20 protein-coding genes are annotated in these 22,394 nt (G+C 41.3%); 4 read left to right on the top strand and 16 right to left on the bottom strand.

Features of this window, described 5'->3' with window-relative positions; genetic code table 11:
- Positions 1-6: 6 nt before the first annotated feature.
- The 6 genes from PGR14_RS10820 to PGR14_RS10795 form a co-directional block, all read right to left on the bottom strand.
- Positions 7-1,008 carry a permease gene (locus PGR14_RS10820; protein ID WP_055249211.1) on the bottom strand — a complete coding sequence of 334 codons (1,002 nt, stop codon included), beginning with the start codon at positions 1,006-1,008 and terminating at the stop codon, positions 7-9.
- A gap of 143 nt (positions 1,009-1,151) precedes the next feature.
- The gene (locus PGR14_RS10815; RefSeq protein WP_055249209.1) at positions 1,152-2,459 is read right to left on the bottom strand and encodes a putative ABC transporter permease; all 1,308 of its coding nucleotides are present in this window, start codon (positions 2,457-2,459) and stop codon (positions 1,152-1,154) included.
- A gap of 266 nt (positions 2,460-2,725) precedes the next feature.
- Positions 2,726-3,649, bottom strand: coding sequence for an alpha/beta hydrolase (locus PGR14_RS10810; protein ID WP_055261392.1), 924 nt, complete (start codon positions 3,647-3,649; stop codon positions 2,726-2,728).
- A gap of 713 nt (positions 3,650-4,362) precedes the next feature.
- A complete protein-coding gene (locus PGR14_RS10805; RefSeq protein ID WP_055297537.1) occupies positions 4,363-5,313 on the bottom strand; it encodes a radical SAM protein in 951 nt (316 codons plus the stop codon).
- Positions 5,314-5,324: 11 nt separating this feature from the next.
- Positions 5,325-5,849 (bottom strand): nitroreductase, encoded by a 525-nt coding sequence (locus tag PGR14_RS10800; RefSeq protein ID WP_022220868.1) that lies wholly within the window; start codon positions 5,847-5,849, stop codon positions 5,325-5,327.
- 90 nt (positions 5,850-5,939) lie between these two features.
- Positions 5,940-7,061 carry a 5-methyltetrahydropteroyltriglutamate--homocysteine S-methyltransferase gene (locus PGR14_RS10795; protein WP_055261396.1) on the bottom strand — a complete coding sequence of 374 codons (1,122 nt, stop codon included), beginning with the start codon at positions 7,059-7,061 and terminating at the stop codon, positions 5,940-5,942.
- Positions 7,062-7,331: 270 nt separating this feature from the next.
- Here PGR14_RS10795 and PGR14_RS10790 point away from each other — a divergent pair, with 270 nt between their 5' ends.
- Complete coding sequence (locus tag PGR14_RS10790; RefSeq protein WP_008374293.1) at positions 7,332-8,231, top strand: LysR family transcriptional regulator; 900 nt, start codon at positions 7,332-7,334, stop codon at positions 8,229-8,231.
- A gap of 43 nt (positions 8,232-8,274) precedes the next feature.
- On the opposite strand, the gene feoB is transcribed toward PGR14_RS10790, so the two are convergent.
- From feoB to PGR14_RS10750, 8 genes are all read right to left on the bottom strand, one after another.
- Positions 8,275-10,620 carry a ferrous iron transport protein B gene (gene feoB / locus PGR14_RS10785; protein WP_055249142.1) on the bottom strand — a complete coding sequence of 782 codons (2,346 nt, stop codon included), beginning with the start codon at positions 10,618-10,620 and terminating at the stop codon, positions 8,275-8,277.
- Between the two features lie 128 nt (positions 10,621-10,748).
- Positions 10,749-11,450, bottom strand: coding sequence for a response regulator (locus PGR14_RS10780; RefSeq protein WP_055249139.1), 702 nt, complete (start codon positions 11,448-11,450; stop codon positions 10,749-10,751).
- On the bottom strand, positions 11,440-12,507 hold the full coding sequence (locus PGR14_RS10775; protein ID WP_242856267.1) for a sensor histidine kinase: 1,068 nt from the start codon (positions 12,505-12,507) through the stop codon (positions 11,440-11,442). Before PGR14_RS10775 ends, PGR14_RS10780 begins: the two co-directional genes overlap by 11 nt.
- A gap of 20 nt (positions 12,508-12,527) precedes the next feature.
- Positions 12,528-13,181: a potassium channel family protein gene (locus tag PGR14_RS10770; RefSeq protein WP_055158396.1), complete on the bottom strand. Its 654-nt coding sequence runs from the start codon at positions 13,179-13,181 to the stop codon at positions 12,528-12,530.
- A 16-nt stretch (positions 13,182-13,197) separates the two neighbouring features.
- Positions 13,198-14,538: a TrkH family potassium uptake protein gene (locus PGR14_RS10765; protein WP_055158398.1), complete on the bottom strand. Its 1,341-nt coding sequence runs from the start codon at positions 14,536-14,538 to the stop codon at positions 13,198-13,200.
- Positions 14,535-14,693, bottom strand: a complete 159-nt coding sequence (locus PGR14_RS10760) for a hypothetical protein (RefSeq protein WP_008374277.1) — start codon at positions 14,691-14,693, stop codon at positions 14,535-14,537. The genes PGR14_RS10765 and PGR14_RS10760 overlap by 4 nt, the downstream gene beginning before the upstream one ends.
- 283 nt (positions 14,694-14,976) lie before the next feature.
- Positions 14,977-15,561, bottom strand: coding sequence for a 50S ribosomal protein L25 (locus PGR14_RS10755; protein WP_008374273.1), 585 nt, complete (start codon positions 15,559-15,561; stop codon positions 14,977-14,979).
- Between the two features lie 317 nt (positions 15,562-15,878).
- Positions 15,879-16,451 carry a hypothetical protein gene (locus tag PGR14_RS10750; protein WP_270223373.1) on the bottom strand — a complete coding sequence of 191 codons (573 nt, stop codon included), beginning with the start codon at positions 16,449-16,451 and terminating at the stop codon, positions 15,879-15,881.
- A gap of 89 nt (positions 16,452-16,540) precedes the next feature.
- Here PGR14_RS10750 and pepT point away from each other — a divergent pair, with 89 nt between their 5' ends.
- Positions 16,541-17,761 (top strand): peptidase T, encoded by a 1,221-nt coding sequence (gene pepT / locus PGR14_RS10745; protein ID WP_055249132.1) that lies wholly within the window; start codon positions 16,541-16,543, stop codon positions 17,759-17,761.
- A 104-nt stretch (positions 17,762-17,865) separates the two neighbouring features.
- Here the strand turns inward: pepT and PGR14_RS10740 are convergent, their stop codons facing one another.
- The gene (locus PGR14_RS10740; RefSeq protein ID WP_270223372.1) at positions 17,866-18,801 is read right to left on the bottom strand and encodes a D-2-hydroxyacid dehydrogenase; all 936 of its coding nucleotides are present in this window, start codon (positions 18,799-18,801) and stop codon (positions 17,866-17,868) included.
- A 242-nt stretch (positions 18,802-19,043) separates the two neighbouring features.
- On the opposite strand from PGR14_RS10740, the gene PGR14_RS10735 reads away from it, so the two are divergent.
- Complete coding sequence (locus PGR14_RS10735; RefSeq protein WP_022220861.1) at positions 19,044-19,907, top strand: YitT family protein; 864 nt, start codon at positions 19,044-19,046, stop codon at positions 19,905-19,907.
- A 206-nt stretch (positions 19,908-20,113) separates the two neighbouring features.
- On the opposite strand, the gene PGR14_RS10730 is transcribed toward PGR14_RS10735, so the two are convergent.
- On the bottom strand, positions 20,114-21,664 hold the full coding sequence (locus PGR14_RS10730) for an L-glutamate gamma-semialdehyde dehydrogenase (RefSeq protein WP_008374262.1): 1,551 nt from the start codon (positions 21,662-21,664) through the stop codon (positions 20,114-20,116).
- A 285-nt stretch (positions 21,665-21,949) separates the two neighbouring features.
- Here PGR14_RS10730 and PGR14_RS10725 point away from each other — a divergent pair, with 285 nt between their 5' ends.
- The gene (locus PGR14_RS10725; protein WP_270223371.1) at positions 21,950-22,393 is read left to right on the top strand and encodes a MarR family winged helix-turn-helix transcriptional regulator; all 444 of its coding nucleotides are present in this window, start codon (positions 21,950-21,952) and stop codon (positions 22,391-22,393) included.
- Position 22,394: the final 1 nt, after the last annotated feature.

The raw sequence follows: 22,394 nt of genomic DNA, 5'->3' as shown, positions 1-22,394 counted from the left end.
GCTATCCTATATTATCACATTAAACCCATACCCTACAATGATTATTCCGATACAGACAATCCCAATGAATGTTCCGAGCAGTTTTTTCTTGATCGCTTTTGACAGCATTACCATAGATGGAAGGGAAAGTGTCGTCACCGCCATCATAAATGAAAGAATCGTTCCAAGTCCTGCTCCTTTGGCAAGCAGACTTTCTGCAACCGGGATGGTTCCGAAGATATCTGCGTACATCGGAACACCTACTGCTGTTGCCAGTGGCACAGCGTACCAGGTCTGCTTTCCGAGAATGCTGCGAACAATATGCTCCGGAATCAGATTATGGATGGCTGCCCCAATGATCACTCCGACAACGATATACGGAGCTACCTTTTTGACGGTAGCCACAACCTGATTTTTCGCATAATCCATACGATCTGCCACCGTAAGTGATGGCGAATCTACTTCCACATTCGGTGCCTGCCGGATAAAATCCGCCACCTGGTCTTCCATATGCAGCTTCTCAATGATCGTCCCCCCAATAACCGCTATGACAAGTCCAACGATCACATAGGCAAATGCAATCTTCCCTCCAAAGACACTCATCAGAAGAACCAGCGATCCCAGATCCACCATCGGAGATGAGATCAGGAACGAAAAAGTAACTCCGAGCGGCAGTCCCGCGCTGGTAAAGCCCATAAAGATCGGAATCGATGAACAGGAACAGAACGGTGTCACTGTTCCAAGAAGTGCCCCGATCAGATTTGCCCAGATCCCGTGAAATCTCCCCATGATCTTTCTGCTTCTCTCTGGCGGAAAATAGCTTTGAATATAGGATATCACAAAGATCAGCACCGCAAGCAGCACAAAAATTTTGATGATATCATACAGGAAAAAGTGAAGAAATTCGCCCGGAAATCTCCCCTCTCCCAATCCGGCTTTGACAAGAAGTTTTCCAATCAGATCTTTTAGCCATTGCATTCCAAGGATCTGATTCTGAAAAAATTCCCATCCGGTTTTTATTATTTCCATTTTCTCTTCCTTCCCATAGAAATATAGAAATATTTCTATGTGTTTTTCATTTTTTAACCGGTGCAATCCATTTATCACACCGGCTTTTAACTGCATCTTACTCTTTATATAGAAATTTGTCAATATGTTTTTGATTTATTTTTCTATTTCGTTACCTTCGCATTCGGATAGATCCTCTTCATCTTCGCATCATCATAATGCACATCTGCCCACTTCTGAACTACATTCGTCGCCTGCACGCCATTTTCTCTTTCATCGTATCGCACCAGCGCCACACAGGACACCAGAATATTGCAGACCATAAATACCAGCAAGCACCAGGTCAGAATCTTTCCTGTAACTGCCGGTATTTTTTCAATCCATTTTTCCACTGGTGGAAATAAAATTTTAAACCACACAACCGCAGCGATTCCCCAGAAAAAGCAGTACAACAGATTGATACGCCCTCCCAGATTAAACGGAATCTTACTGTAATCCCAGAACACTTTTCCGAATACAAGTTCCGTAAATACACTACAAAGATACTCGTAAGCACCACCAAGCAATGTCCCTGTAAGAAACAAAAACCGGTCTCCCTTGTCCTTATACCTGTATAAAAGTGCTGTAACCAGTGCGATTGCAAGCCCCCAGACGATGCTGAATGGTCCCCAGACCACACTGCTCCTGCTCATCCATACACCAGCCGTCACACGGCAGAAAATCGTCTCCGTAATATCTCCCAGAAAAGCGCCAATCATAAAGAGCATCACGATCTTATAAAAACCGCAGCCCTTTGCGAATACCTCTTCTTCATCCGTCTCCCGAATTACTTCTTCAATCTTCTTCGCCTTTGGATACGCTTTCGTCAGACGCTTTTCCAGACTTCCTACAATCTTTCCCGCAATCCTCGCACTTAGCTTATCCATCCCGGCATCGGTTGCAATCCACCGCTCCGGATTCTTACTCTTTCCGGTAAGGAGCATAAAAGAACCAAAGATGTCAATAAAAAGTACCACAATCAGTGTCAGCAGCACAATATGCATCAAAAGCTTCGGCAGAATATGTAATAAAACCAGTGTGATCCTATTACACCATCTCACAGTCAGATAACCCAGAACACCCCAGAACAGCGAAACCGGAAGACAGATATATCCATCCAAGTTCCATTTGATGTTTGAATAATCCCACCATCTCGCCTTAAACGCTTTTTCAATCAGATGACCGCTGACCCATTCTGCCACAGTCGCATAAACAGCTGCAAAAATGAACAGCCAGACTCCACGAAGTTCCTGCAAGCCGATCGTCATCGCAATTGCCGTCAGACCATACAACACACAAAACGGTCCGTTAACCAGACCACGATTGGCAAACTTCTTCTGTTTCAAAGTTGCCGATATGGTTTCCAATACCCAGCCACCAAAAGAATAAATGAAAAAGAGCCATAGTAATTCATATCCAGTATAGTGATTCATAGTCTTCTCCTTTGTAAGTTCATGGTATCATCTTATCATGCAGACCATGAACTTACAATTGGGATTTTATCCATAAACAACTTATATAACACCAATGATCCCAAACAGAATTGCCAGATAAAATGTAAATTCTGCCGCTGCCGGTCTCAATACACCCAAAAGCAACACCAAAGACGATCAGTGACATAACAAAACCTCCCTCCTGTTATCTTATATCATAACAGGGGAAGGTAAAATCTCTGTTTATATAATCTAAACTTTTTAAACTACGTTTCTTTATTCATGCATGTTTTCATAAAACAATCTGCAATTTCACACATCTCATCCGTCCAGAACTCCGCTCCACCGTGATCTGCGCCCTCAATCAGATAAAGCTCTGCATCTTTTCCGCATGCTTTCAATTTATGATAAAGGCTTACGCTCTGCACGGTACTTACCGTCCGGTCCTTTGTTCCATGCACAATCATCACCGGTGGCAGATCAGTATCCGGCGTAATATAGCACTCTGCCGTTCCCTTCTCTCTGAGCTTAACATCTTTCCGCATATCAGCACCACCCATCACCCTTCCTTCCGGACTGTCCGGCAGATGGTGATTTATTGTACTTGGATAATAATCATCTTCTAATAGATTTACAGAACCATAATAATCAAGGATTCCTTTCACAGAAGCATCTGTGTCCGGATAAATACTTGCATTCATCGGATCATTCTCTTTTAACATTCCGGCAAATACTGCAGTATGACCTCCCGACGAACATCCACCGATGAAAATATTCTTCACATCTGCATGCCAGCTCTGCCCATTCCTCTTCATAAACCGGATTGCATTCCTCGCATCCTGGATCTGCGCCGGAAATGCAGCAATCCCTGAATGACGGTATTCACAGACTGCAACCACATATCCTTTTGCTGCCAGGCGTGCATACATCGGGCAGCTTTTATATACATCCTGCTTCATCCATGCAGATCCCTGTACAAACACCAGGCAAGGATAGAATTTTTCTGGCTCATTTCTGCTAAACGGTTCCAGAACCTGCAGATGTAATGGTACTCCATCTATCTTTGCATACTCAATATCCGGTCTGTAATAAACGCCCATTTCATTTCCTGTAGCCGAAATCCGGACTGCACCTTCTACTTTTTCTGTATATTCAGGGAATTCTTCATATATCCAGTTTTTTATTTCCATTTGTTCTACCAATCCTTTCTTTCGTCTTTTCAGTTATAATACATTCACTTTATCATCTGCTCACACGCATTTCAAGCTTAAATGCTCTCCCAAGAGCATTATTGTTTGTCTATTTATTCGTTTAATCTATACATTTCTCTATTTTTTATCTATATCTCATATTTATTGCATATATTTAAGATAATTTTATTTTTTTCAGAATTTTTATTGACATTTTGCATTTTATGCGATATTATAATATCAACAAAACAAAAGGAGGACGGACCACCAGAAACTTAATCTTAACTCCAAAGTCTAAGAAAGTAAGAGGTATGGACCAAAGGACACTTAATTTAAAACTCGGACAAATCTAATGAAAGTAAGAGGTACGGACCAAAAGGAACATAATTTAAAACCAGAATAAATCTGATGAAAGCAAGAGGTACAGACCAATGGCAAGATAATTTATACAATATCAAATCAATGAAATCAAGAGGTGCAGACCAATGGCATAATAATTATTGAAATTTACATAGAAAAAACTATTTGAGATAATAGTTTCAGATAGATAAGAAGTGAATAAGGAGGATAATCCAATGGATGGATCAAATTAAAATCCACTGTAGCTGAAAGATCAGATACAGTGGATTTTTTATGACATATTTTCTGTTCCAAAGTTCAAGAGCGCGCCTGCTGACGCGCTCAATTTCTGCTGATTCATAGTACAGCGGATTCTATGAAGTCTTCCGGTCCATATCCCATACTGCCTTACCATCATCACAGTATTCCAGATCCGGGCATTCCCCCTGTACAAAGGAATAAACCGGTTCTTTACCTTCATATTCCTGAATGATACCATTTAATTTGGCAAGCATTTTTTCTTTATCCCCCGGAAGATGTCCTCTGACTCTCACATGGATAAAGTCATGAAAACCATCATATAAAATATTTGCTCCTGCTTTTTCCGGTGCGATCCTCTCGATCAGATGATATTCTTCCCGAATTGTTTCCAGCTCATCTGCCGGAACAAAAGTACCTTGCCGTATATCTTGATACAACGGAACTTCTTTATGCAGAAACATGGAAAAATTCACTACATGCGCCGGATTGGTCCTATTCAGGAACTGCGCCAGTGCTTCTGCATTTTCCATTCCTCTTCCTTTTCCTGCGACTCCGGTCATAATATGTGCATCATAAATCAGTCCTGCTTCATGAAGCCTGTCGATTGCCTGATATGCCTGTGCCAGATCATGATCTTTTTTCATAAATTTCAGCACATCATCCAGTCCGCTCTCGATTCCAAGATACAGATGCTTTACCTTTTTTCTAGCAAGCATTTCCAGCTCTTCCTGGCTTTTATGTAAAATACTCGTAACAGTCGCATCCATATTAATCCCTTCACATTCCGGGAAGTAATATGCGATCAGATCCAGAATCTCATACAATTTTTCTGTCTTCAGACCAAATGCATTACCATCCCCCAGAAAGATCTTCTTCGGCTTCCCATGCAGTTCCCGCACTCTCTTTAGTTCCGCTTCAATCTGTTCCATCGGAAGTTCCCGATACTTCAGATGCCGGAATAAATTACAGAATTTACACTGATTATATGAGCATCCAACCATAACCGGAAGCATGAAAGAGCTTCTTTCCATCGGGGCCCGGCAAATCTGTCCTTCGTAATCCATATGTCACACTCCTATGCTTCTACATAATAGACATAATTTTCTTTTCTTGGTTTTGCTGCAGGAAGTTCTGCTGCCGCATATCCAAGTACGCAATGACCGATTCCTTCATAGTCTCCTTCGATTCCCCATTTTTTCAGAAGAGCCTTTCCTTCCTCGGATTCAAATTCTTCTTTTGCCCGGTGGATCCAGCAGCTTCCGATTCCAAGCGAATGCGCTGCATTCATCAGATTTCCCATCACAAGACTTCCATCATAAAGATATGTCGGTCTTGCCTTATCTGCAAGTACAATAAGAACTACCGGTGCACCATAAAACGGATCTGTATCGGTTCCCATAATTTTTGCATTCATTGCTGAAAGCTGATCTCTTGTTGCTTTATCCGTCACTGCCACGATGATCGGTGACTGCATTCCCATTCCCGTTGCCGCATAAGTTCCGGCCTCAATGATCGTATCCAGATCCTCTTTTCTGATCATATCCGGTTTGTATCCACGGACACTTCTGCGTTCTTCCATATTTTTGATTACTTCATTCATAAATTTTCAGCTCCTTTCAAATCTGCTTCTATTGTAGCACGATTTGAAAGGAGCTGTATGTATCTTATTTATTAAATTTTTATATCTGGCTTATTTTTCTTCGCCCCATACTTCTTCCGCGATTTCTTTTACCAGTGCAAGCTTCTTCCACTGTTCTTCTTCTGTCAGTTTATTTCCGATTTCACAGGAAGCAAATCCACACTGTGGACTCAAATACAGTCTGTCGAGCGGGACATATTTCGCTGCTTCATGGATTCTCTTAATTACGTCTTCTTTATCTTCCAGCTTTGGTGACTTGGTTGTGATCAGACCGAGAACCACTTTTTTATCACCACTTACACTCTTCAACGGCTCAAATCCACCAGAACGTGCATCATCAAATTCCAGATAATATGCACTTACATTTTCACGGGCGAATAAAACTTCTGCCACACGGTCATATGCACCACTGCTTGCATAAGTAGAATGGAAATTTCCACGGCATACATGAGTGTTGATCACCAGATCCTCCGGCGCTCCCTCAATTGCACGGTTATTGATAGCAAGAAGCTGTTCCATGATTTTCTGAAGTCCGGCTTCATCGGTTCCGAAAATTGCTGCAGCATGTGGATCTACACACATTCCCCATGAACAGTCATCCAACTGAATGTTTCTACAGCCCGCATCATACAGGTCACGAATAACTTTCTTATATCCATTTGCGATATCCTCTGCCAGTTCTTCCACATCCGGATAATACTGATTGGTATTTGGAAGGGACATTGGCATAATAAACTGTTCCAGGAACTGTGCCGGTGCCGGGATTGTCTGCTTTGCTACTGTATTTTCATCTTCCAGTGCCTTTACAAATTTGAAATGCTCTACAAACGGATGCTGATCTACGGAAATCTTTCCGGTAAGATACGTATCATCGAGCATTGCAGCTTCTCCGTGAAATGGTAACCCGGTCTTGGTCGGCTCATGTCCCACTCCATTAAATCCCCACATAAAATCCAGATGCCAGGTTGCTCTTCTGAACTCGCCGTCTGTGATCACATGATATCCGGCTTTTTTCTGCTTCTCTACCAGGTCTAAAATTACAGCATCCTCTACTTTTTTCAGTTCTTCTTTTGAAATCTTTCCTTCTTCAAAATCTCTTCTTGCTCTTTTCAGTGTTTCCGGTCTTAAAAAACTTCCTACATAATCATAACGAAATGGTGTATTTTTACTCATAATATAGCTCTCCTTTTCTCTTTCGTACTGTCTGTCTTTTATGTTTGAAAGTATAGCAGAGTATTCTGCATCTGAAAAATACAAAAAAAATGCAGTTTGCCATAGTTTAAAACTATAACAATATCAAAAAAATGTTTCACGCTCCCTGCTTCCATGCTACAATATTACCAGGATATCTGGCCAGAAGTATTTTCCGCTAAGATACATTTTCCAGATACTTTTCTGATATTCCAAACCCAAAAACAATATTCTTTATAGAAAGTGAAAAATATGACTCTTCAACAATTAAAATACGTCGTAACTGTTGCTGAAACAGGAACAATTACCGAAGCCGCAAATCGTCTTTATATTTCCCAGCCAAGCCTGACAAACGCAATCCGTGAACTGGAAAAAGAAATGAAGATTACCATTTTTCTCCGGACTAATAAAGGGATCATCCTTTCAAAAGAAGGCGAAGATTTCTTAGGATACGCCAGACAGGTGCTGGAACAGGCCGCTATTCTCGAAGATAAATACAAAGGAACTTCCGGCGGGAAAAAGAAATTCTGTGTATCCACGCAACACTATTCTTTCGCTGTCAATGCCTTTGTCGATCTGATCAAAACCTACGGACAGGATGAATATGATTTCAGTCTCCGCGAAACCCAGACATACGAAATCATCGAAGATGTAGCAAAAATGCGCAGCGAGATTGGAATTCTTTTCTTAAATAATTTTAATGAAACGGTTCTGGAAAAAATTTTAAAATCCAACGGGCTTATTTTTCATCAGCTGTTTGTTGCAAAACCACATGTATTTATCAGCAGACGTCACCCTCTCGCCGATCACAAAATAATCACCAATGAAGAACTGGACGATTATCCATATCTTTCCTTTGAACAGGGTGAACACAATTCCTTTTATTTTTCAGAAGAAATCTTTTCTGTATCTGAACGCAAAAAAAATATCCGTGTACGGGATCGTGCCACCTTATTTAATCTTCTGATCGGGCTAAATGGCTACACAGTATGCAGTGGTGTAATTGACAAAAAGTTGAATGGAAAAGATATCATTGCCGTTCCTCTTGCTGACGAAAGTGATATGCGGATTGGGTATATTACACATAAAAAAAGGATGTTAAGCAGATTAGGGACAACTTATCTGGATGCCTTGAAAAAATATCTGCAATAAAAAACTTCTGGAAGCAGTTTTCCTGTTTCCAGAAGTTTTTGTTTTAAAACAAACATACAATTCCATGCACAATAAATGCAGCAACCCATGCAATCACACACTGAAAGATCACAACACCGATCGCCCATTTACCACCAAGTTCTCTTTTAATAGAAGCAATCGCTGCCACACACGGTGTATACAAAAGACAGAAAATTAAAAGTGCTGCTGCACCGGCTGTATTTATCACCGCTGTCAGTGCTGCTGTTGACCCAAACAAAATCGAAAGAGTGGAGACAACACTCTCTTTTGCCATAAATCCGGAAATCAGTGCCGTTGATATTCTCCAATCACCGAATCCAAGTGGAATGAATACAGGTGCGATCATACCTGCTACCGTTGCAAGGATACTTGCCTGTGAATCTGTCACCATATTCAGATGCAGATCAAAGCTCTGCAGGAACCAGATCACGATCGTTGCACCAAAAATAACGGTAAATGCTCTCTGCAGGAAGTCCTTTGCTTTTTCCCAGAGAAGCTGACCAACATTTTTTGCTCCCGGCATACGATAATTCGGAAGCTCCATAACAAACGGAACAGGTTCTCCTTTGAACATCGTCCCTTTCATTGCAAGTGCAGTAAGGATTCCCATCAGGATTCCAAAGAAATAGAGACCAATCATTACAATTGCACCCTTCCCCGGGAAAAACGCCGCTGTAAAGAATGCATAGATCGGAAGTTTTGCTGAACAACTCATAAACGGAGTCAGCATAATCGTCATTTTACGATCACGCTCTGAAGAAAGTGTCCGGCTCGCCATAACTCCCGGTACTGTACATCCAAATCCGATCAGCATCGGTACAATACTTCTTCCGGAAAGACCAATCTTTCGCAAAAGTTTATCCATAATAAACGCAACCCTTGCCATATATCCACTGTCCTCCAGCATCGAAAGGAAAAAGAACAGTGTAACAATAATCGGCAGGAAACTCAGCACGCTTCCAACCCCCTGAAAGATTCCATCTACAATCAGTGACTTTAATACGCCATTGACTCCTGCCGCATCCAGCGCCTGACTGCAGGCTACAATCACCTGGTCAATTCCCTGTTGCAGAAGATCCTGCAAAAATGCTCCGATCACATTAAATGTAAGCCAGAATACCAGTCCCATAATTGCAATAAATGCCGGAATCCCGGTATATTTTCCTGTCAGAACCTGATCAATCTTCCTGCTTCGCACCCGCTCCCTGCTCTCATGTGGCTTTAAGACCGTATCTTCACAGGCACGCTGGATATAGTTAAAACGCATTCCCGCTACTGCCGATGAACGGTCTACCTTGCATTCTTCTTCCATCTGCAGATTGATATGTTCCAGAAGTTCCTTTTCATTCTGGCTCAGCTTTAATTTTTCCAGGACAAGCTCATCATTCTCTGCCAGTTTGCTTGCTGCAAATCTGACCGGGATCCCTGCTTCCTTTGCATGATCTTCAATCAGATGCATGATCGCATGAATGCATCTGTGAACCGCACTTTCCTGACCTTCAGCAGAGCAAAAATCCACTTCCTCCGGTGCTTCCTGATATTTTGCGACATGCAGTGCATGTTCTACCAGTTCCGCAATTCCTTCTCCCTTTGCTGCCGAGATTGGTACAACCGGTACTCCGAGAAATGCTTCCAGCTCATTCACACGCACAGAGCCACCGTTCACACGCATCTCATCCATCATATTCAGCGCAACAACCATTGGGATCTCAAGTTCCATAAGCTGCATCGTCAGATACATATTCCGTTCAATATTGGTTGCATCTACAATATTGATGATTCCTTTCGGTTTATCCTGAAGCAGAAATTCTCTTGTAACAATTTCCTCACTGCTATACGGAGACATAGAATAAATTCCCGGAAGATCGGTAATACGGGTATTGGGATGTTCCTTGATCACACCGTCTTTTCTGTCAACCGTAACACCTGGGAAATTTCCCACATGCTGATTCGATCCGGTCAGCTGGTTGAACAGCGTTGTTTTTCCACAATTCTGATTTCCAACCAATGCAAACGTAAGTGTCGTATTCTCCGGTAACGGATGCTCTGTTTTCTTCTCATGAAAAATGCCTGCTTCTCCATACCCCGGATGCTGTGCATCTCCTAACGGTTGTCTGCCTTCCTTCTTCTTATAATGCGGCTCATGGGCCGGCGTAATTTCAATCTGTCCGGCATCCTCCAGACGGATCGTAAGTTCATAACCATGGATTCTGATCTCAACCGGATCCCCCATCGGCGCATACTTTACAATCGTTACTTCTGTTCCCTGGATCAATCCCATATCCAGAAAATGCTGCCTGAGTGCACCATTTCCTCCTACGGAAAGAATCGTAGCTGTCTTTCCGACTTGTAATTCTTTTAATGTCATTCCTCTATCTGTCTCCTTTGGCAAAACCATTTATTGATAATTTATATCATTATCATATCAGTCCTGTAGGTAGTCATTCAAGAATAACATTCGTTTTTTCTAACTAATTTCATCGTCTGCAAATTGTTTTATTCCGTAGCCTCTCTAAACCGGTACCCTACTCCGATTTCTGTCAGAATAAATCTGCAATTTCCGGGATCCTTTTCTATCTTCCTTCGCAGTGCTGCCATAAATACCCTCAGGTTGGCTGCTTCTACTCCCTGTGCACTGCCCCAGATCTGGCTGAGAATATAATTATGTGTCAGTACCTTTCCCCTGTTGTCGATCAATAGTTTCAAAATTTTATATTCCATCGGAGTCAGATGAACTTCTTTCCCATCTATCGATACCTGATGTTTTTCCCAGTCCACCTTCAGATAATCACACTGAAAGATTTTTTCTTTCTTTTCTTCCGGGAGCTGGTTACTCTTTCTGAGCGCCACACGGATTCTGGCAAGCAGTTCGCCCATATAAAACGGTTTTGTCACATAATCATCTGCCCCCAGATCCAGTGCCTGTATTTTTTCTTCCTCTTCCTGTCTTGCACTGACCACAATGATCGGTATCTTCGAGATTTCTCTTACATTTTTTATAATCTCAATCCCGTCACCATCCGGAAGTCCAAGATCCAGAATGATCATATCTGGTCTGTTTGCATAGAACAGTGCATTTGCTTCTCCACATGTCTTCGCAATCACATAATCATAGTCTTCTTTCTTAAGACTCATCGAGATAAAGTTAATAATATATTTATCGTCTTCCACAATTAAAATTTTATGCTTATCTGCCATCTGTACTTACCTGCCTTGCCTCCAACCAGAACATGAACCTTGCTCCGCCTTCTTTTCTGTTCTCTGCACAAATATTTCCACCATGTGCATTTACTACCGCTTTACATATAGCCAATCCCAGTCCGATTCCTCTTTGTCTGTCCCCTTTTTCGTCTGACCTTGTAACAAATTCGTCAAAAATATTTTCTTTCAGATCTTCCTGAATCCCGTCTCCGTCATCTTCTACACTGATCCACACTTTCCCTGCATCATATCTGGCTTCTATACAGATCCATCCATTTTCCCCTGTATGCTTCATCGCATTATCCAGAAGATTGACCAGCACCTGGACCATCAGTTTTCCATCTACATTTACAACAATCAGCTCCGACGGAAGTTTAATTTCAAACCTCCTCTTTTCCCGGAGTCCTATGATATGTGATACGGCTTCATAGATCAGATCATCCACTACTTCCTGGTTTTTCCGGATCTCAAATTCTTCACTTTCCAGCTTTGTCATATTCAAAATATTTTCCATCAGGCGCATCAGCCATACAGACTGCTCCTGTATCTCTCCTGCCAGTTCCTTTCTGACTCTGGCATCCAACTCATCCGCCTCTTTTAAGAGTCCTGCAGCTCCCATAATTCCGGTCAAAGGTGTCCTGAAATCATGGGATATACTTCTCAGCATATTGCTTTTCAGCTTTTCTCTTTCCATCTGTGCCCTTGTTTCCTCTGCAATACGCACCTGATTATGAAATCGTACCATAATACTTGCAGAAATGAATCCTGTGATAAGGAAAAATACCAGACGTACCACATCATTCTGATCCGTCATCGCAAATGTATGCACCGGCACTGTAAAAAAATAATTAAACAGCAACACACTGCATACAGAAGCCATCATTCCATACAGATAACCGGTAGTTGTAACTGTTATGACCAGTACACCCACAATATAGATCATCAGAATATTTTCTTTTCGAATTCCATAACTCTGGAGAAAAAAAGACAAAAATGTTGCAACCGCCATGATCGCAATCGACTGCACCATATATTTTACTCTCTTTTTTGTCATTTTCTTTCCCCCATCATTCATCATTTTATACTTGCAAGCAGACGGTCAATATCCTTTGTAAGACCTACTACAAGCAGATGATCCTTCTCATGCATCACATAATCCGCTCTCGGAAGGACCACCAGCTCTGTATTTTTCTTTATTCCAAATACAGTTATATGATAGTTTGCCCTTATATCCGCTTCTTCTATCGTCCGCCCGATCCATGCAGCCTTCGGCTGGATTTCAAAAATCGAATAATCCTTACTGAGTTCAAAATAGTCAAAAACATGATTTGCACTGTATTTTACAGCCAGTCGCTCTGCAATATCCCGATCCGGATAAAAAACTTCATCCGCTCCATTTCTCAATAAGAATTTTGCATGGATATCCCTGTTTGCCTTACTGACAACATGTTTGGCTCCAAGCTCTTTTACCAGGCTTGTTATCTCCAGACTGCTCTGGAAATTTGATCCGATGCACACAAAGCAAAGATCGAAATTTCCTACTCCAAGACTTCTTAATACTTCTTCATTTGTACAGTCCCCTACCCGTACTGCTGTTGCGTATTCCAACAAATCCGGTGTCTTTTTTTCATCTTTATCGATGACCATTACCTCATTTCCCCGATTTGCCATATCCATACACAGATGATGGCCAAATCTTCCAAGTCCAATAATCAATACTGATTTCATTTTTCTACTCCTTATTCTATCCTATCGTAATTTCTTCTACCGGTTTCCGGATCGGTGCTTCATGTCTGTGCCCTTTCAATGAAAGCGCAAATGTCAGACTTCCTATTCTTCCGCAAAACATCAGAAATACCAGCATCATTCTTGATGCCATGCATACATCTCTTGTGATTCCCGCAGACATTCCCACTGTTCCCATTGCAGAAAAGACTTCAAACATCACATCCGCCAAAGAAAACGGCTGCATAATTTCCATGAAGATCGTTCCTGTTAGTATAAGGAACAAATTCGTACACATTACAACACTGGCCTTTCTGATCGCAGTTTCATCCAGTCTTCTGTTAAATACATTACAACCGGCTGCTTCCATCAGATTTGCACGCACAAATACAATAAGAACCACTACGGTTGTCGTCTTAATTCCACCTGCTGTAGATCCCGGGCTTCCTCCTATGAACATCAGAATCATAGTAACAAGTTTACTGCCTTCCGTCAACGCTCCTGTATCGGTTGTATTAAATCCTGCCGTTCTGGCTGTCACCGAGTGAAATAAAGAACAGAGTATCTGTTCTTTCACAGGCATCCCTGCCAGTACATTATTTTTTTCCAGTATCAGGAATAAAACTGCTCCTCCTATAATCAGAAAACCTGTTGTTGATAATACAATCTTTGTATGCAGATGATATTTTTTCCATTGAAATTTTTTCACAGACAGATCATCCCACACTAAAAAACCGATTCCACCGATTATAATCAGCAGCATGATCACTGTATTTACCAGCCAGTCATCCGAATATCTGATCAGTGACTGATAGGCACCATTTTCTCCCATAAGGTCAAACCCGGCGTTGCAAAAGGCTGATATAGAATGAAAGATCCCGTACCAGATTCCTCTTCCTATTCCGAATTCCGGAATAAACCGGATCATCAGCAATACAGCTCCAATGCTTTCAAAAAAAAGTGTTCCTTTTATAATCTTCTTCGTAAGCTTTACAATTCCACCAATTTGAATACTATTGATACTCTCCTGCAAAATTCCACGGACTTTAAGCCCTATCTTTCTTCTTAACAGAATCGCCACACAGACACCAATTGTCATAAATCCCATACCGCCGATCTGGATCAGGATCAAAATGATAAGCTGTCCAAAAAAAGACCAGTGCAGATATGTATCCTGTACAACCAGCCCAGTCACACAGGATGCGGATGTCGAGGTAAATAATGCATCTGCAAAAGATGTCATATTTCCATCCCTTGATGAAACCGGAAGCATTAAGAGAATACTTCCCAAAAGGATCAACAACAAATACCCGACAACAATCATCTGTGTCTGTGTCATCTTTTTATATATTACTGTCATTTGTTTCGTTTCCTTTCTCCTCTATATCTTTCTTCCTCTCTCTCTTTTTTATCCTTCTTCAGAAAAATGTCGAGTTCACGCATCAGATGCAATCCGGCGATCAGCAGAAAGCTCAGGATCCCTGTAAATAAAATAATACTCTCAATCTCGAACATAACCTTTCCTTCCTCTCACTGTTTTTCCTCTCCTGTTTTGTAAATCAATGATAGTATTTTTAGTATAAAGATTGTATAAAGATTCCTGATTTTATGTAAATATTCCGTTATGATTTCCTGCTGAAAAATGGGATTAGGAATTTCATTAAATAGAAAGAATGTGCATCTCCGGCACGCAGTGCCTTTTGTTTCATAGGAAGTTCCTTCGGGATTTTCTATGAAGCAAAAAACGGGCACTTTGCAGTTCTTTCTGCAAAGCGTCCGCCTTTTTTACAAAATCTTTTTATTCAACTGCTGCTTCTTCCTCATCTGTTTCCGGAACATCATTATGAACGGCAGCCACACCTGCTACATCTGCTTCCGGATCTGTGATCAGTTTGACATCTTTATCCTTTGCGATGTCAAGGTCTTTGACTTTAATGGTTTCTCCAACCTTCAAATCTCCAACATCAACAATTACTTTTTCAACAAGTGCAGATGGAAGTGCTTTGTATTCAATTTCATCAAGCAGTTCCTCCACAACACCTGTGACAACCTTTGACTGATTGTGGATCACAACTTCTGCTACAGAATGTACCATTTCTCCACTTACCAGTGCCTGAAAATCTATTTCAAGTACTTTTGAACCCATAGAATCATAATCGACTTCTTTTACCAGCACATCCATCTGCTCTCCGTCCAAATCCAACATGATCTGGCTTCCTTTGCCATTAGCTTTCAGGAACTTTTCCGCTTCTTTCTGTGTCATCTGTACCGGAATGGAGCCTTCAATCTCACGTCCGAATACATTGCCGGTTACATAACCTTCTCTTCTGAGTTTTTTGGCTTTTGTCTGCATGTTTCTTTTTTCAGCTTTTAAAGTATTCATTTATCTTTTCCTCCAATCACTGACTTCTGGTAAAGTACCTATTTCCTTGTTACAGCTGTATTATAGCACTCATGGATTATCAAGATTAACCAAAATCACATCTTTTTTGATCAATATTTTTGCTGTTTTTCAAACTTTTTTCTTTGTTTTGTGCAATTTTTATTTTCAGCCCTTATAGATTTCCATAATTTTTCATATTTTCAGCTTTTTATTGTTCCAGATATTCTTTGATCCTGTCGATATTATACAAAGGAATATTTGTCATCCATTCCTGTTCCCGGTAATCTGACATTGACGTTCTTACGGCATATTTAGGCTTATGTTTTTCCCAGAACGCTTTCAGGCTTTTTGCCCGCAAATTTTCCTCCGCTTTCACTTCCAACGGAATAATCGAAGTTCTTCCCTGCTCTTTGCACCTTATGAATCAGTCCACAGTCTAAAAGCCATTGTATTGCCAGCTCAAAATCTTTTGCCCTTGATCCTTTTCTCACCTGTCCATAGATATATTTTTTATTTTTCTTCGCCAGCTGCATCGGAATCGAATTCCATACAAGATTCAGTCTTGGAACCAATGAAGTCTCGGCGTGTTTTGAAAAATCCTGTTGATAATAATTCAACAGATTCTTCTGTATCTCTCTGACCTGATTAAAATCCTTCGTTTCTACATACGTCTGTACTACTTCCGGCATGCCACCTACATAATAATATTCGCGTAATCGGTCTATATATTTAGATTTGAATGTTGTCACCATATCGGTATCCGTTCCCTGAAGAATATTTACGAAGCGTTCCTCTCCTAATGCGCACAAAAATTCCTGAAATGTCAATGGATAAAGATCCATAAAATCTACCTTTCCAACCGGAAAAGAAGTTCCTTTATGCAATGCCACAGCAAAAAAAGAACCTGCTGCCACAATTGCATATTCACCTGCAAAATGCTATACTCGGATGAGAAATGTTAATGAAAAGAGGTTTGATTATGAGAGCATATGAACGACTTTTAAATTATGTAGTAGTCCGTACTCCAAGTGATGAACACAGTACGACTTCTCCTTCTTCCCAGTGTCAGTTCGACCTGGCACGTATTCTGGCAGATGAGATGACTGCCCTCGGGATTTCTGACGTAAGTCTGGATGAATTCTGCTATGTATATGGAAAGATTCCTGCCACACCGGGATATGAGAATAAACCATCTATCGGATTTATCGCACACATGGATACCGTTTCCGATTACTGTGACCATGACATCATCCCGGTCGTACACAAGAACTACGATGGCGGTGATCTGCCGCTTGGCACAAGCGGACGTACCCTTACCGTAAAAGATTTCCCGCATCTTCCATTTCTTGCCGGACGCACCCTGATCACAACAGACGGTACAACTGTTCTTGGTGCCGATGATAAAGCCGGAGTTGCCGAGATCATGACCATGGCTGAAGCACTGATCAAAGAAAATATTCCTCATGGACCGATCTCAATTGCTTTTACACCAGATGAAGAAGTCGGTGGTGGAACTGATCATTTTAACGTAGAAAAATTTGCTGCACAGTTTGCCTACACTCTGGATGGCGATACCGAAGGCGAAATTCAGTATGAAAACTTCAATGCATGCAAGGCAGATTTTGAAATTACCGGCTTTGCTGTGCATCCGGGTTCCAGCAAGGATACGATGATCAATGCGTGCCTGGTTGCCGCTGAAATCAATAACATGCTTCCAGGACTTGAAATCCCGCGTGAAACGGAGGATTATGAAGGATTCTACCATCTGACCGGTATGAGTGGAGATGTGGCAAAAGCAGAGCTTCATTATATTGTAAGAGATCATGACAAGAATCTGTTTGAAGCCAGAAAAGAAACTCTTCGCCATATTGAGAAGAACCTCAATGAAAAATGGGGAGAAGGCACTGTGAAGCTTATGATTACTGACCAGTACCAGAATATGGCTGAGATTATTGCCGGATGCATGCATCTGATTGAGAATGCAAAGAAAGCCTGTGAAAATGCGGGTGTTGCACCGCTTGTGCTTCCGATCCGTGGCGGCACAGACGGATGCCAGCTCAGCTTTATGGGACTTCCTTGCCCGAACCTTGGAACAGGGGGACATGCATTCCATGGACCATATGAACACATCACGGCAGAAGGAATGGACAAGGCTGTGGATATCGCAGTTGAGCTTGTGAAATTATACGCGGAGATGTAAAGGGTTGTATTTCGTCTTTAATCCGATTTAACAAGTAAACAAATATTTTAAGCAAAACCGGAGTTGCCGCATATCACTAAAATCTATGCGACAACTCCGGTTTCTTAAATTTGAAAATATTCTTTTATCTGTCCCAGTATAATTCCCATCAACTTTGTCCTTGCTTCCACGCTCGCCCATGCTACATGTGGTGTAATCAGCAGTTTTTTGCTGTCTTTTATTTTTCGTAGCGGATTCGTCTCACTCATCGGCTCCTGACAAAGCACGTCAAGTCCGGCTGCAGCTATCTCGTCATTTTCCAGTGCCTCATACAGATCCTGCTCGACTACGATCGGACCACGTCCAAGATTCAGGAAAATACAGGTTTTTTTCATTTTTGCAAATGCTGCTTTATCCATTAAGCCCTCTGTATGTTCATTTAACGGTGCATGAATGGATATAATGTCAGATTTTGCAAGCAACGTATCCAAATCTACCTGTTCGTAACCTTCCTGCGCCGAACGCCCTGATGCAGAGTAATAAATAATCTGTGCTCCAAATGCTTTTGCGATATCCGCAACTCTCCGTCCAATTGTTCCCAGACCTATGATCCCCCACGTTTTGCCACTGATCTCCGTAAAATGCTCTGCAAAATGCGTAAATATTGTATCATTGATGTAACGCTCTTCTTTTACATAATCATCGTAATAACGTATCTTTTCCAGCAGATAGAGAAGCATTGCAAAAGTGTGCTGTGCCACCGTTTCTGTCGAATAGCCAGCTACATTTCTCCATGCAACTCCTCTTTTTTCCAGATATTCTTTATCCAGATTGTTGATCCCCGTTGCCGTCACACATACCAGCTTTAAATTCTCTGCTTTTCCAATCGTCTGCTCATTGACCTGTACTTTATTTAAAATAATCACATCTGCATCCTGAACTCTTTCCGGTACTTCTTCTGATGTAGAAAAATCGTATTTTACGACTTCACCTAACCTGTCAAATCCAGAAAGATCAATATCTTCTCCAATTGTTTTTACATCCAAAAAAACTATTTTCATAATCTGTTCCTCACTTTATCACTGTAATTTGCAACTTTTTCTGTTCATTATCATAACAAATTTATTTTACGAATACAACCTAAACAACCGTTGACATCCTTATCCTATGGCGCGTATACTAAAGAAATGAAGAGCATTTGCGATTATATCCAGATATAATTAGCAGGTGTTTTTTTTGGTCTTTCTGGCAAGCCTTTGCTTTTTATAAATCACATTCCATCAACATCAAGGAGGTTATTATCATGAATCAGAACAAAGCTTTGGAACTTACAAAAGATATCGCAACTGACATTATCGGAGGAATCCTGATTGCTGTCGGTGTCTATAATTTTGCTGCTGCTGCAAAATTTCCGATGGTAGGGGTAAACGGAATCGCCCTGATCTTTTACCAGTTGTTTGGACTGCCGATCGGTACTGTTGCCCTGATTCTTAACATCCCGATCGCCATCTGTTGTTTTCGGCTTCTGGGCCGCAGATTTTTCCTGAATTCAGTCCGGACGATCATTATTACTTCCATAATCATGGACGTGATCGCACCGCTATTCCCGGTTTATCAGGGTGACAGACTTCTTTCTGCCATCTGCTGCGGTGTCCTTTCCGGACTTGGTTATGCAATGATCTATATGCGTGATTCTTCAACCGGCGGCTCTGACTTTATCATGATGTCGATCAAAGCACTGAACCCTCACCTTTCCCTTGGAAATATTGCATTTGCACTGGATGCAGTAATTGTGATCCTCGGAACCGTAATTGTATCCCGTGACGTGGACAGTCTGATCTACGGTCTGATCGTCAGCTATCTGCTCTCTCTTGTTATGGATAAAGTTATGTACGGAATTGATGAAGGAAAGCTTGCCCTGATTGTAACCGATCCCGAACACAGCACTGAAATCTGCTTCAAAATCGATGAGGTTCTCGGACGCGGCTCTACAATTTTAAATGGTATGGGAAGTTATTCCAAAGATGATAAGCACATCATAATGTGCGCCTGCAACAATAAGCAGATGTACGGAATCCGCAAGCTGATCAAAACGATTGATCCAAAATCCTTCCTTGTAATCATGGAATCGAATGATGTAGTGGGTGAAGGATTTAAAGATGAGTAAATTGCGGTCAGCTTTTTCAGACAGCTAAGCAAATCATCCGTATCACTTGTTGGACACTTTGCATCAAAAATAGAATTCCTAATAATAAAAACCGGAGGCTCATGTGTCTTTTTACACAAGCCTCCGGTTTTTCTATAATCTGCCAAGCCAATACTTCGCTTTTATACACACTCTGATTCCCTGTCCTTTTTTAAGTCCGGCTCTTCCTATGAATTCAGATCTTCTGTGATTGATTTAAGGTTCATGAAGTTTGTCAGATAATCTGCTGTACCAGTCTTCGCATCTGTTCCGGACATGTTAAATCCACCAAATGGATGCTGAAGTACAACTGCTGCTGTAGATTTTCTGTTAAAGTATAAGTTACCTACCTGGAATTCTACTTTTGCTCTCTGGATATTTTCACGTGTCTCACTGTATACAGATCCTGTCAGACCATATTCTGTCTGGTTTGCTACATCAAGTGCTTCATCAAAAGAATCTACTTTGATAACAGCAAGGACTGGTCCAAAGATTTCTTCATTGGCAATTCTTGCATCTCTCTTGATATCGCGGATTACAGTAGGATCAATATAATATCCTTCTGCGTCACTGTATGTACCACCGAATACAACATTTCCTTCTTTACGTCCGATCTCGATGTAATTGGTAATGCTGTTATAAGCGCCCTGGTTGATAACCGGTCCCATCGCTGCATTGCTTTCGCCCGATCCCTGGTTCGCCTTCAGTTCTGCTGCGCATTTTACAACTTCATCTACAAACTCATCATATACATCTGCCAGAACAATTGCTCTTGAGCATGCAGAGCATTTCTGTCCCTGGAATGTAAATGCAGAGCTTGCAACTCCATTTGCTGCTTTCTTGATGTCTGCTGTTGAATCTACGATAATTGCATTCTTTCCACCCATCTCAGCCACAACACGTTTGATCCATCTCTGTCCGTCAGCGATCTTGGCTGCATGTTCATTGATTCTGCATCCAACTGCTTTTGATCCTGTGAAGTTTACAAATCTTGTAAGCGGATGTTCTACGATGAAGTCACCAATCTCTGATCCTGATCCAGGAATGTAACTTACTACGTCAGCCGGAATACCGGCTTTCTGGCAGAGTTCTACGAATTTGTATGCAACGATCGGAGCGTCTGAAGATGGTTTGCAGCAGATCGTGTTACCGGTAACAACTGCAGATACAATCATTCCACCAAACAGTGAGAGCGGGAAGTTCCATGGAGAAACAGCCACACCTACACCGAGCGGGATGTAAACGCATTTTGTAAGTTCATCTGTAGGAACCAGCTCTTTTCCTTTTTCCAGATTCTGGATATGCATTACATAAGAATTGATAAAGTCAAGCTGTTCGCAAAGTTCTCCGTCAGCTTCTCCCCAGTTCTTTCCACTTTCAAGGACGTTCCATGCATCCATGATGAAACGGTTCTCGATCAGAAGTGCTGCAAGTCTTCTTAATACACGTACTCTTTCTTCTACAGATGTCAGGCTCCATTTTTTGAATGCTTCGTAAGATGCCTTGATTGCCTCATCAGCCTGTTCTTTGCTGCATGAGCATGCATATCCGAGTACTTCCTTTGTAGCCGGTGATACAGAAGCGATCTTCTTTTCTGTCTCAACTTTTTTTCCACCGATGATCAGTGGGTAAACAGCACCTGCTTCTGCATGAGCCTGTTTGAATGCTTCTTCTATTTTCTTTTTATTTTCTTCCAATGTGAAATCAACTTCTACTGCGTTTTTAAATCCTGTAAGCATGTACTTATGTCCTCCTTGAACTATGGTCTATAAATTGTTTATTATTGTAACAGCAAATTTTCTCCACGTCAATATGTTAAAGTAAAAAAATGTATTTTCGTATACAATTATACCGTTTATATTTTAACAAATAACTTGCATATTTTCGTTCTATTGACATTTTATCTCAATTGATATAAGATATTGTTTAAATGGTTCTTTTTAGAACCATTTTTCAAATGACTGTGCTCGGCACGAGAATGTGTCAAGGCACATTCTTTTTTATTAAAAAACGGAGGTGTATGGATGAACATTACATATCTGCTTGTATTAATGCAGCGAATTGGTAAAATGCATAAACAGAAGTTGAAAGAATTATGCCGCCAGTATGATCTCTCGCTGATCGAGGCTAAGATCATTGCTTTCTTACATAATAACCCCACAAAAGATACTGCAGGTGATATCGTCGAGCTACGGATGCTCTCAAAAGGGAATGTATCCCAGGCAGTTGATCTTTTATGTCAGAAGGGGCTTCTTTCAAAAACAGCAGACCAGACGGATCGCAGGAAAACGCATCTTTCCCTGCTGCCATCATGCGAAAATGTTACCGGAGCAATCGACACGTTCCAGTCTGCTTTTTACCACAATCTGTTTGACGGATTTTCATTAGAAGAATTCCAGATGTTCGCCTCGCTGAATGAACGTCTGGCATCCAACGTAGCAACTATTTATCACAAAGGAGATTATTAGA

Source organism: Coprococcus sp. AF99-45 (genome assembly GCF_027663865.1).
In the GTDB taxonomy this organism is placed as follows: domain Bacteria; phylum Bacillota; class Clostridia; order Lachnospirales; family Lachnospiraceae; genus Allocoprococcus; species Allocoprococcus comes.
Note: the sequence above shows the minus strand (reverse complement) of the source record. Positions and strands in the feature narration are given on the sequence as shown.

Excerpts from the sequence above, each read along its gene's own strand:
- PGR14_RS10820 (WP_055249211.1), bottom strand. The coding sequence starts at position 1,008 with ATGGAAATAATAAAAACCGGATGGGAATTTTTTCAGAATCAGATCCTT.
- PGR14_RS10815 (WP_055249209.1), bottom strand. The coding sequence starts at position 2,459 with ATGAATCACTATACTGGATATGAATTACTATGGCTCTTTTTCATTTAT.
- PGR14_RS10810 (WP_055261392.1), bottom strand. The coding sequence starts at position 3,649 with ATGGAAATAAAAAACTGGATATATGAAGAATTCCCTGAATATACAGAA.
- PGR14_RS10805 (WP_055297537.1), bottom strand. The coding sequence starts at position 5,313 with ATGGATTACGAAGGACAGATTTGCCGGGCCCCGATGGAAAGAAGCTCT.
- PGR14_RS10800 (WP_022220868.1), bottom strand. The coding sequence starts at position 5,849 with ATGAATGAAGTAATCAAAAATATGGAAGAACGCAGAAGTGTCCGTGGA.
- PGR14_RS10795 (WP_055261396.1), bottom strand. The coding sequence starts at position 7,061 with ATGAGTAAAAATACACCATTTCGTTATGATTATGTAGGAAGTTTTTTA.
- PGR14_RS10790 (WP_008374293.1), top strand. The coding sequence starts at position 7,332 with ATGACTCTTCAACAATTAAAATACGTCGTAACTGTTGCTGAAACAGGA.
- feoB (WP_055249142.1), bottom strand. The coding sequence starts at position 10,620 with ATGACATTAAAAGAATTACAAGTCGGAAAGACAGCTACGATTCTTTCC.
- PGR14_RS10780 (WP_055249139.1), bottom strand. The coding sequence starts at position 11,450 with ATGGCAGATAAGCATAAAATTTTAATTGTGGAAGACGATAAATATATT.
- PGR14_RS10775 (WP_242856267.1), bottom strand. The coding sequence starts at position 12,507 with ATGACAAAAAAGAGAGTAAAATATATGGTGCAGTCGATTGCGATCATG.
- PGR14_RS10770 (WP_055158396.1), bottom strand. The coding sequence starts at position 13,181 with ATGAAATCAGTATTGATTATTGGACTTGGAAGATTTGGCCATCATCTG.
- PGR14_RS10765 (WP_055158398.1), bottom strand. The coding sequence starts at position 14,538 with ATGACAGTAATATATAAAAAGATGACACAGACACAGATGATTGTTGTC.
- PGR14_RS10760 (WP_008374277.1), bottom strand. The coding sequence starts at position 14,693 with ATGTTCGAGATTGAGAGTATTATTTTATTTACAGGGATCCTGAGCTTT.
- PGR14_RS10755 (WP_008374273.1), bottom strand. The coding sequence starts at position 15,561 with ATGAATACTTTAAAAGCTGAAAAAAGAAACATGCAGACAAAAGCCAAA.
- pepT (WP_055249132.1), top strand. The coding sequence starts at position 16,541 with ATGAGAGCATATGAACGACTTTTAAATTATGTAGTAGTCCGTACTCCA.
- PGR14_RS10740 (WP_270223372.1), bottom strand. The coding sequence starts at position 18,801 with ATGAAAATAGTTTTTTTGGATGTAAAAACAATTGGAGAAGATATTGAT.
- PGR14_RS10735 (WP_022220861.1), top strand. The coding sequence starts at position 19,044 with ATGAATCAGAACAAAGCTTTGGAACTTACAAAAGATATCGCAACTGAC.
- PGR14_RS10730 (WP_008374262.1), bottom strand. The coding sequence starts at position 21,664 with ATGCTTACAGGATTTAAAAACGCAGTAGAAGTTGATTTCACATTGGAA.
- PGR14_RS10725 (WP_270223371.1), top strand. The coding sequence starts at position 21,950 with ATGAACATTACATATCTGCTTGTATTAATGCAGCGAATTGGTAAAATG.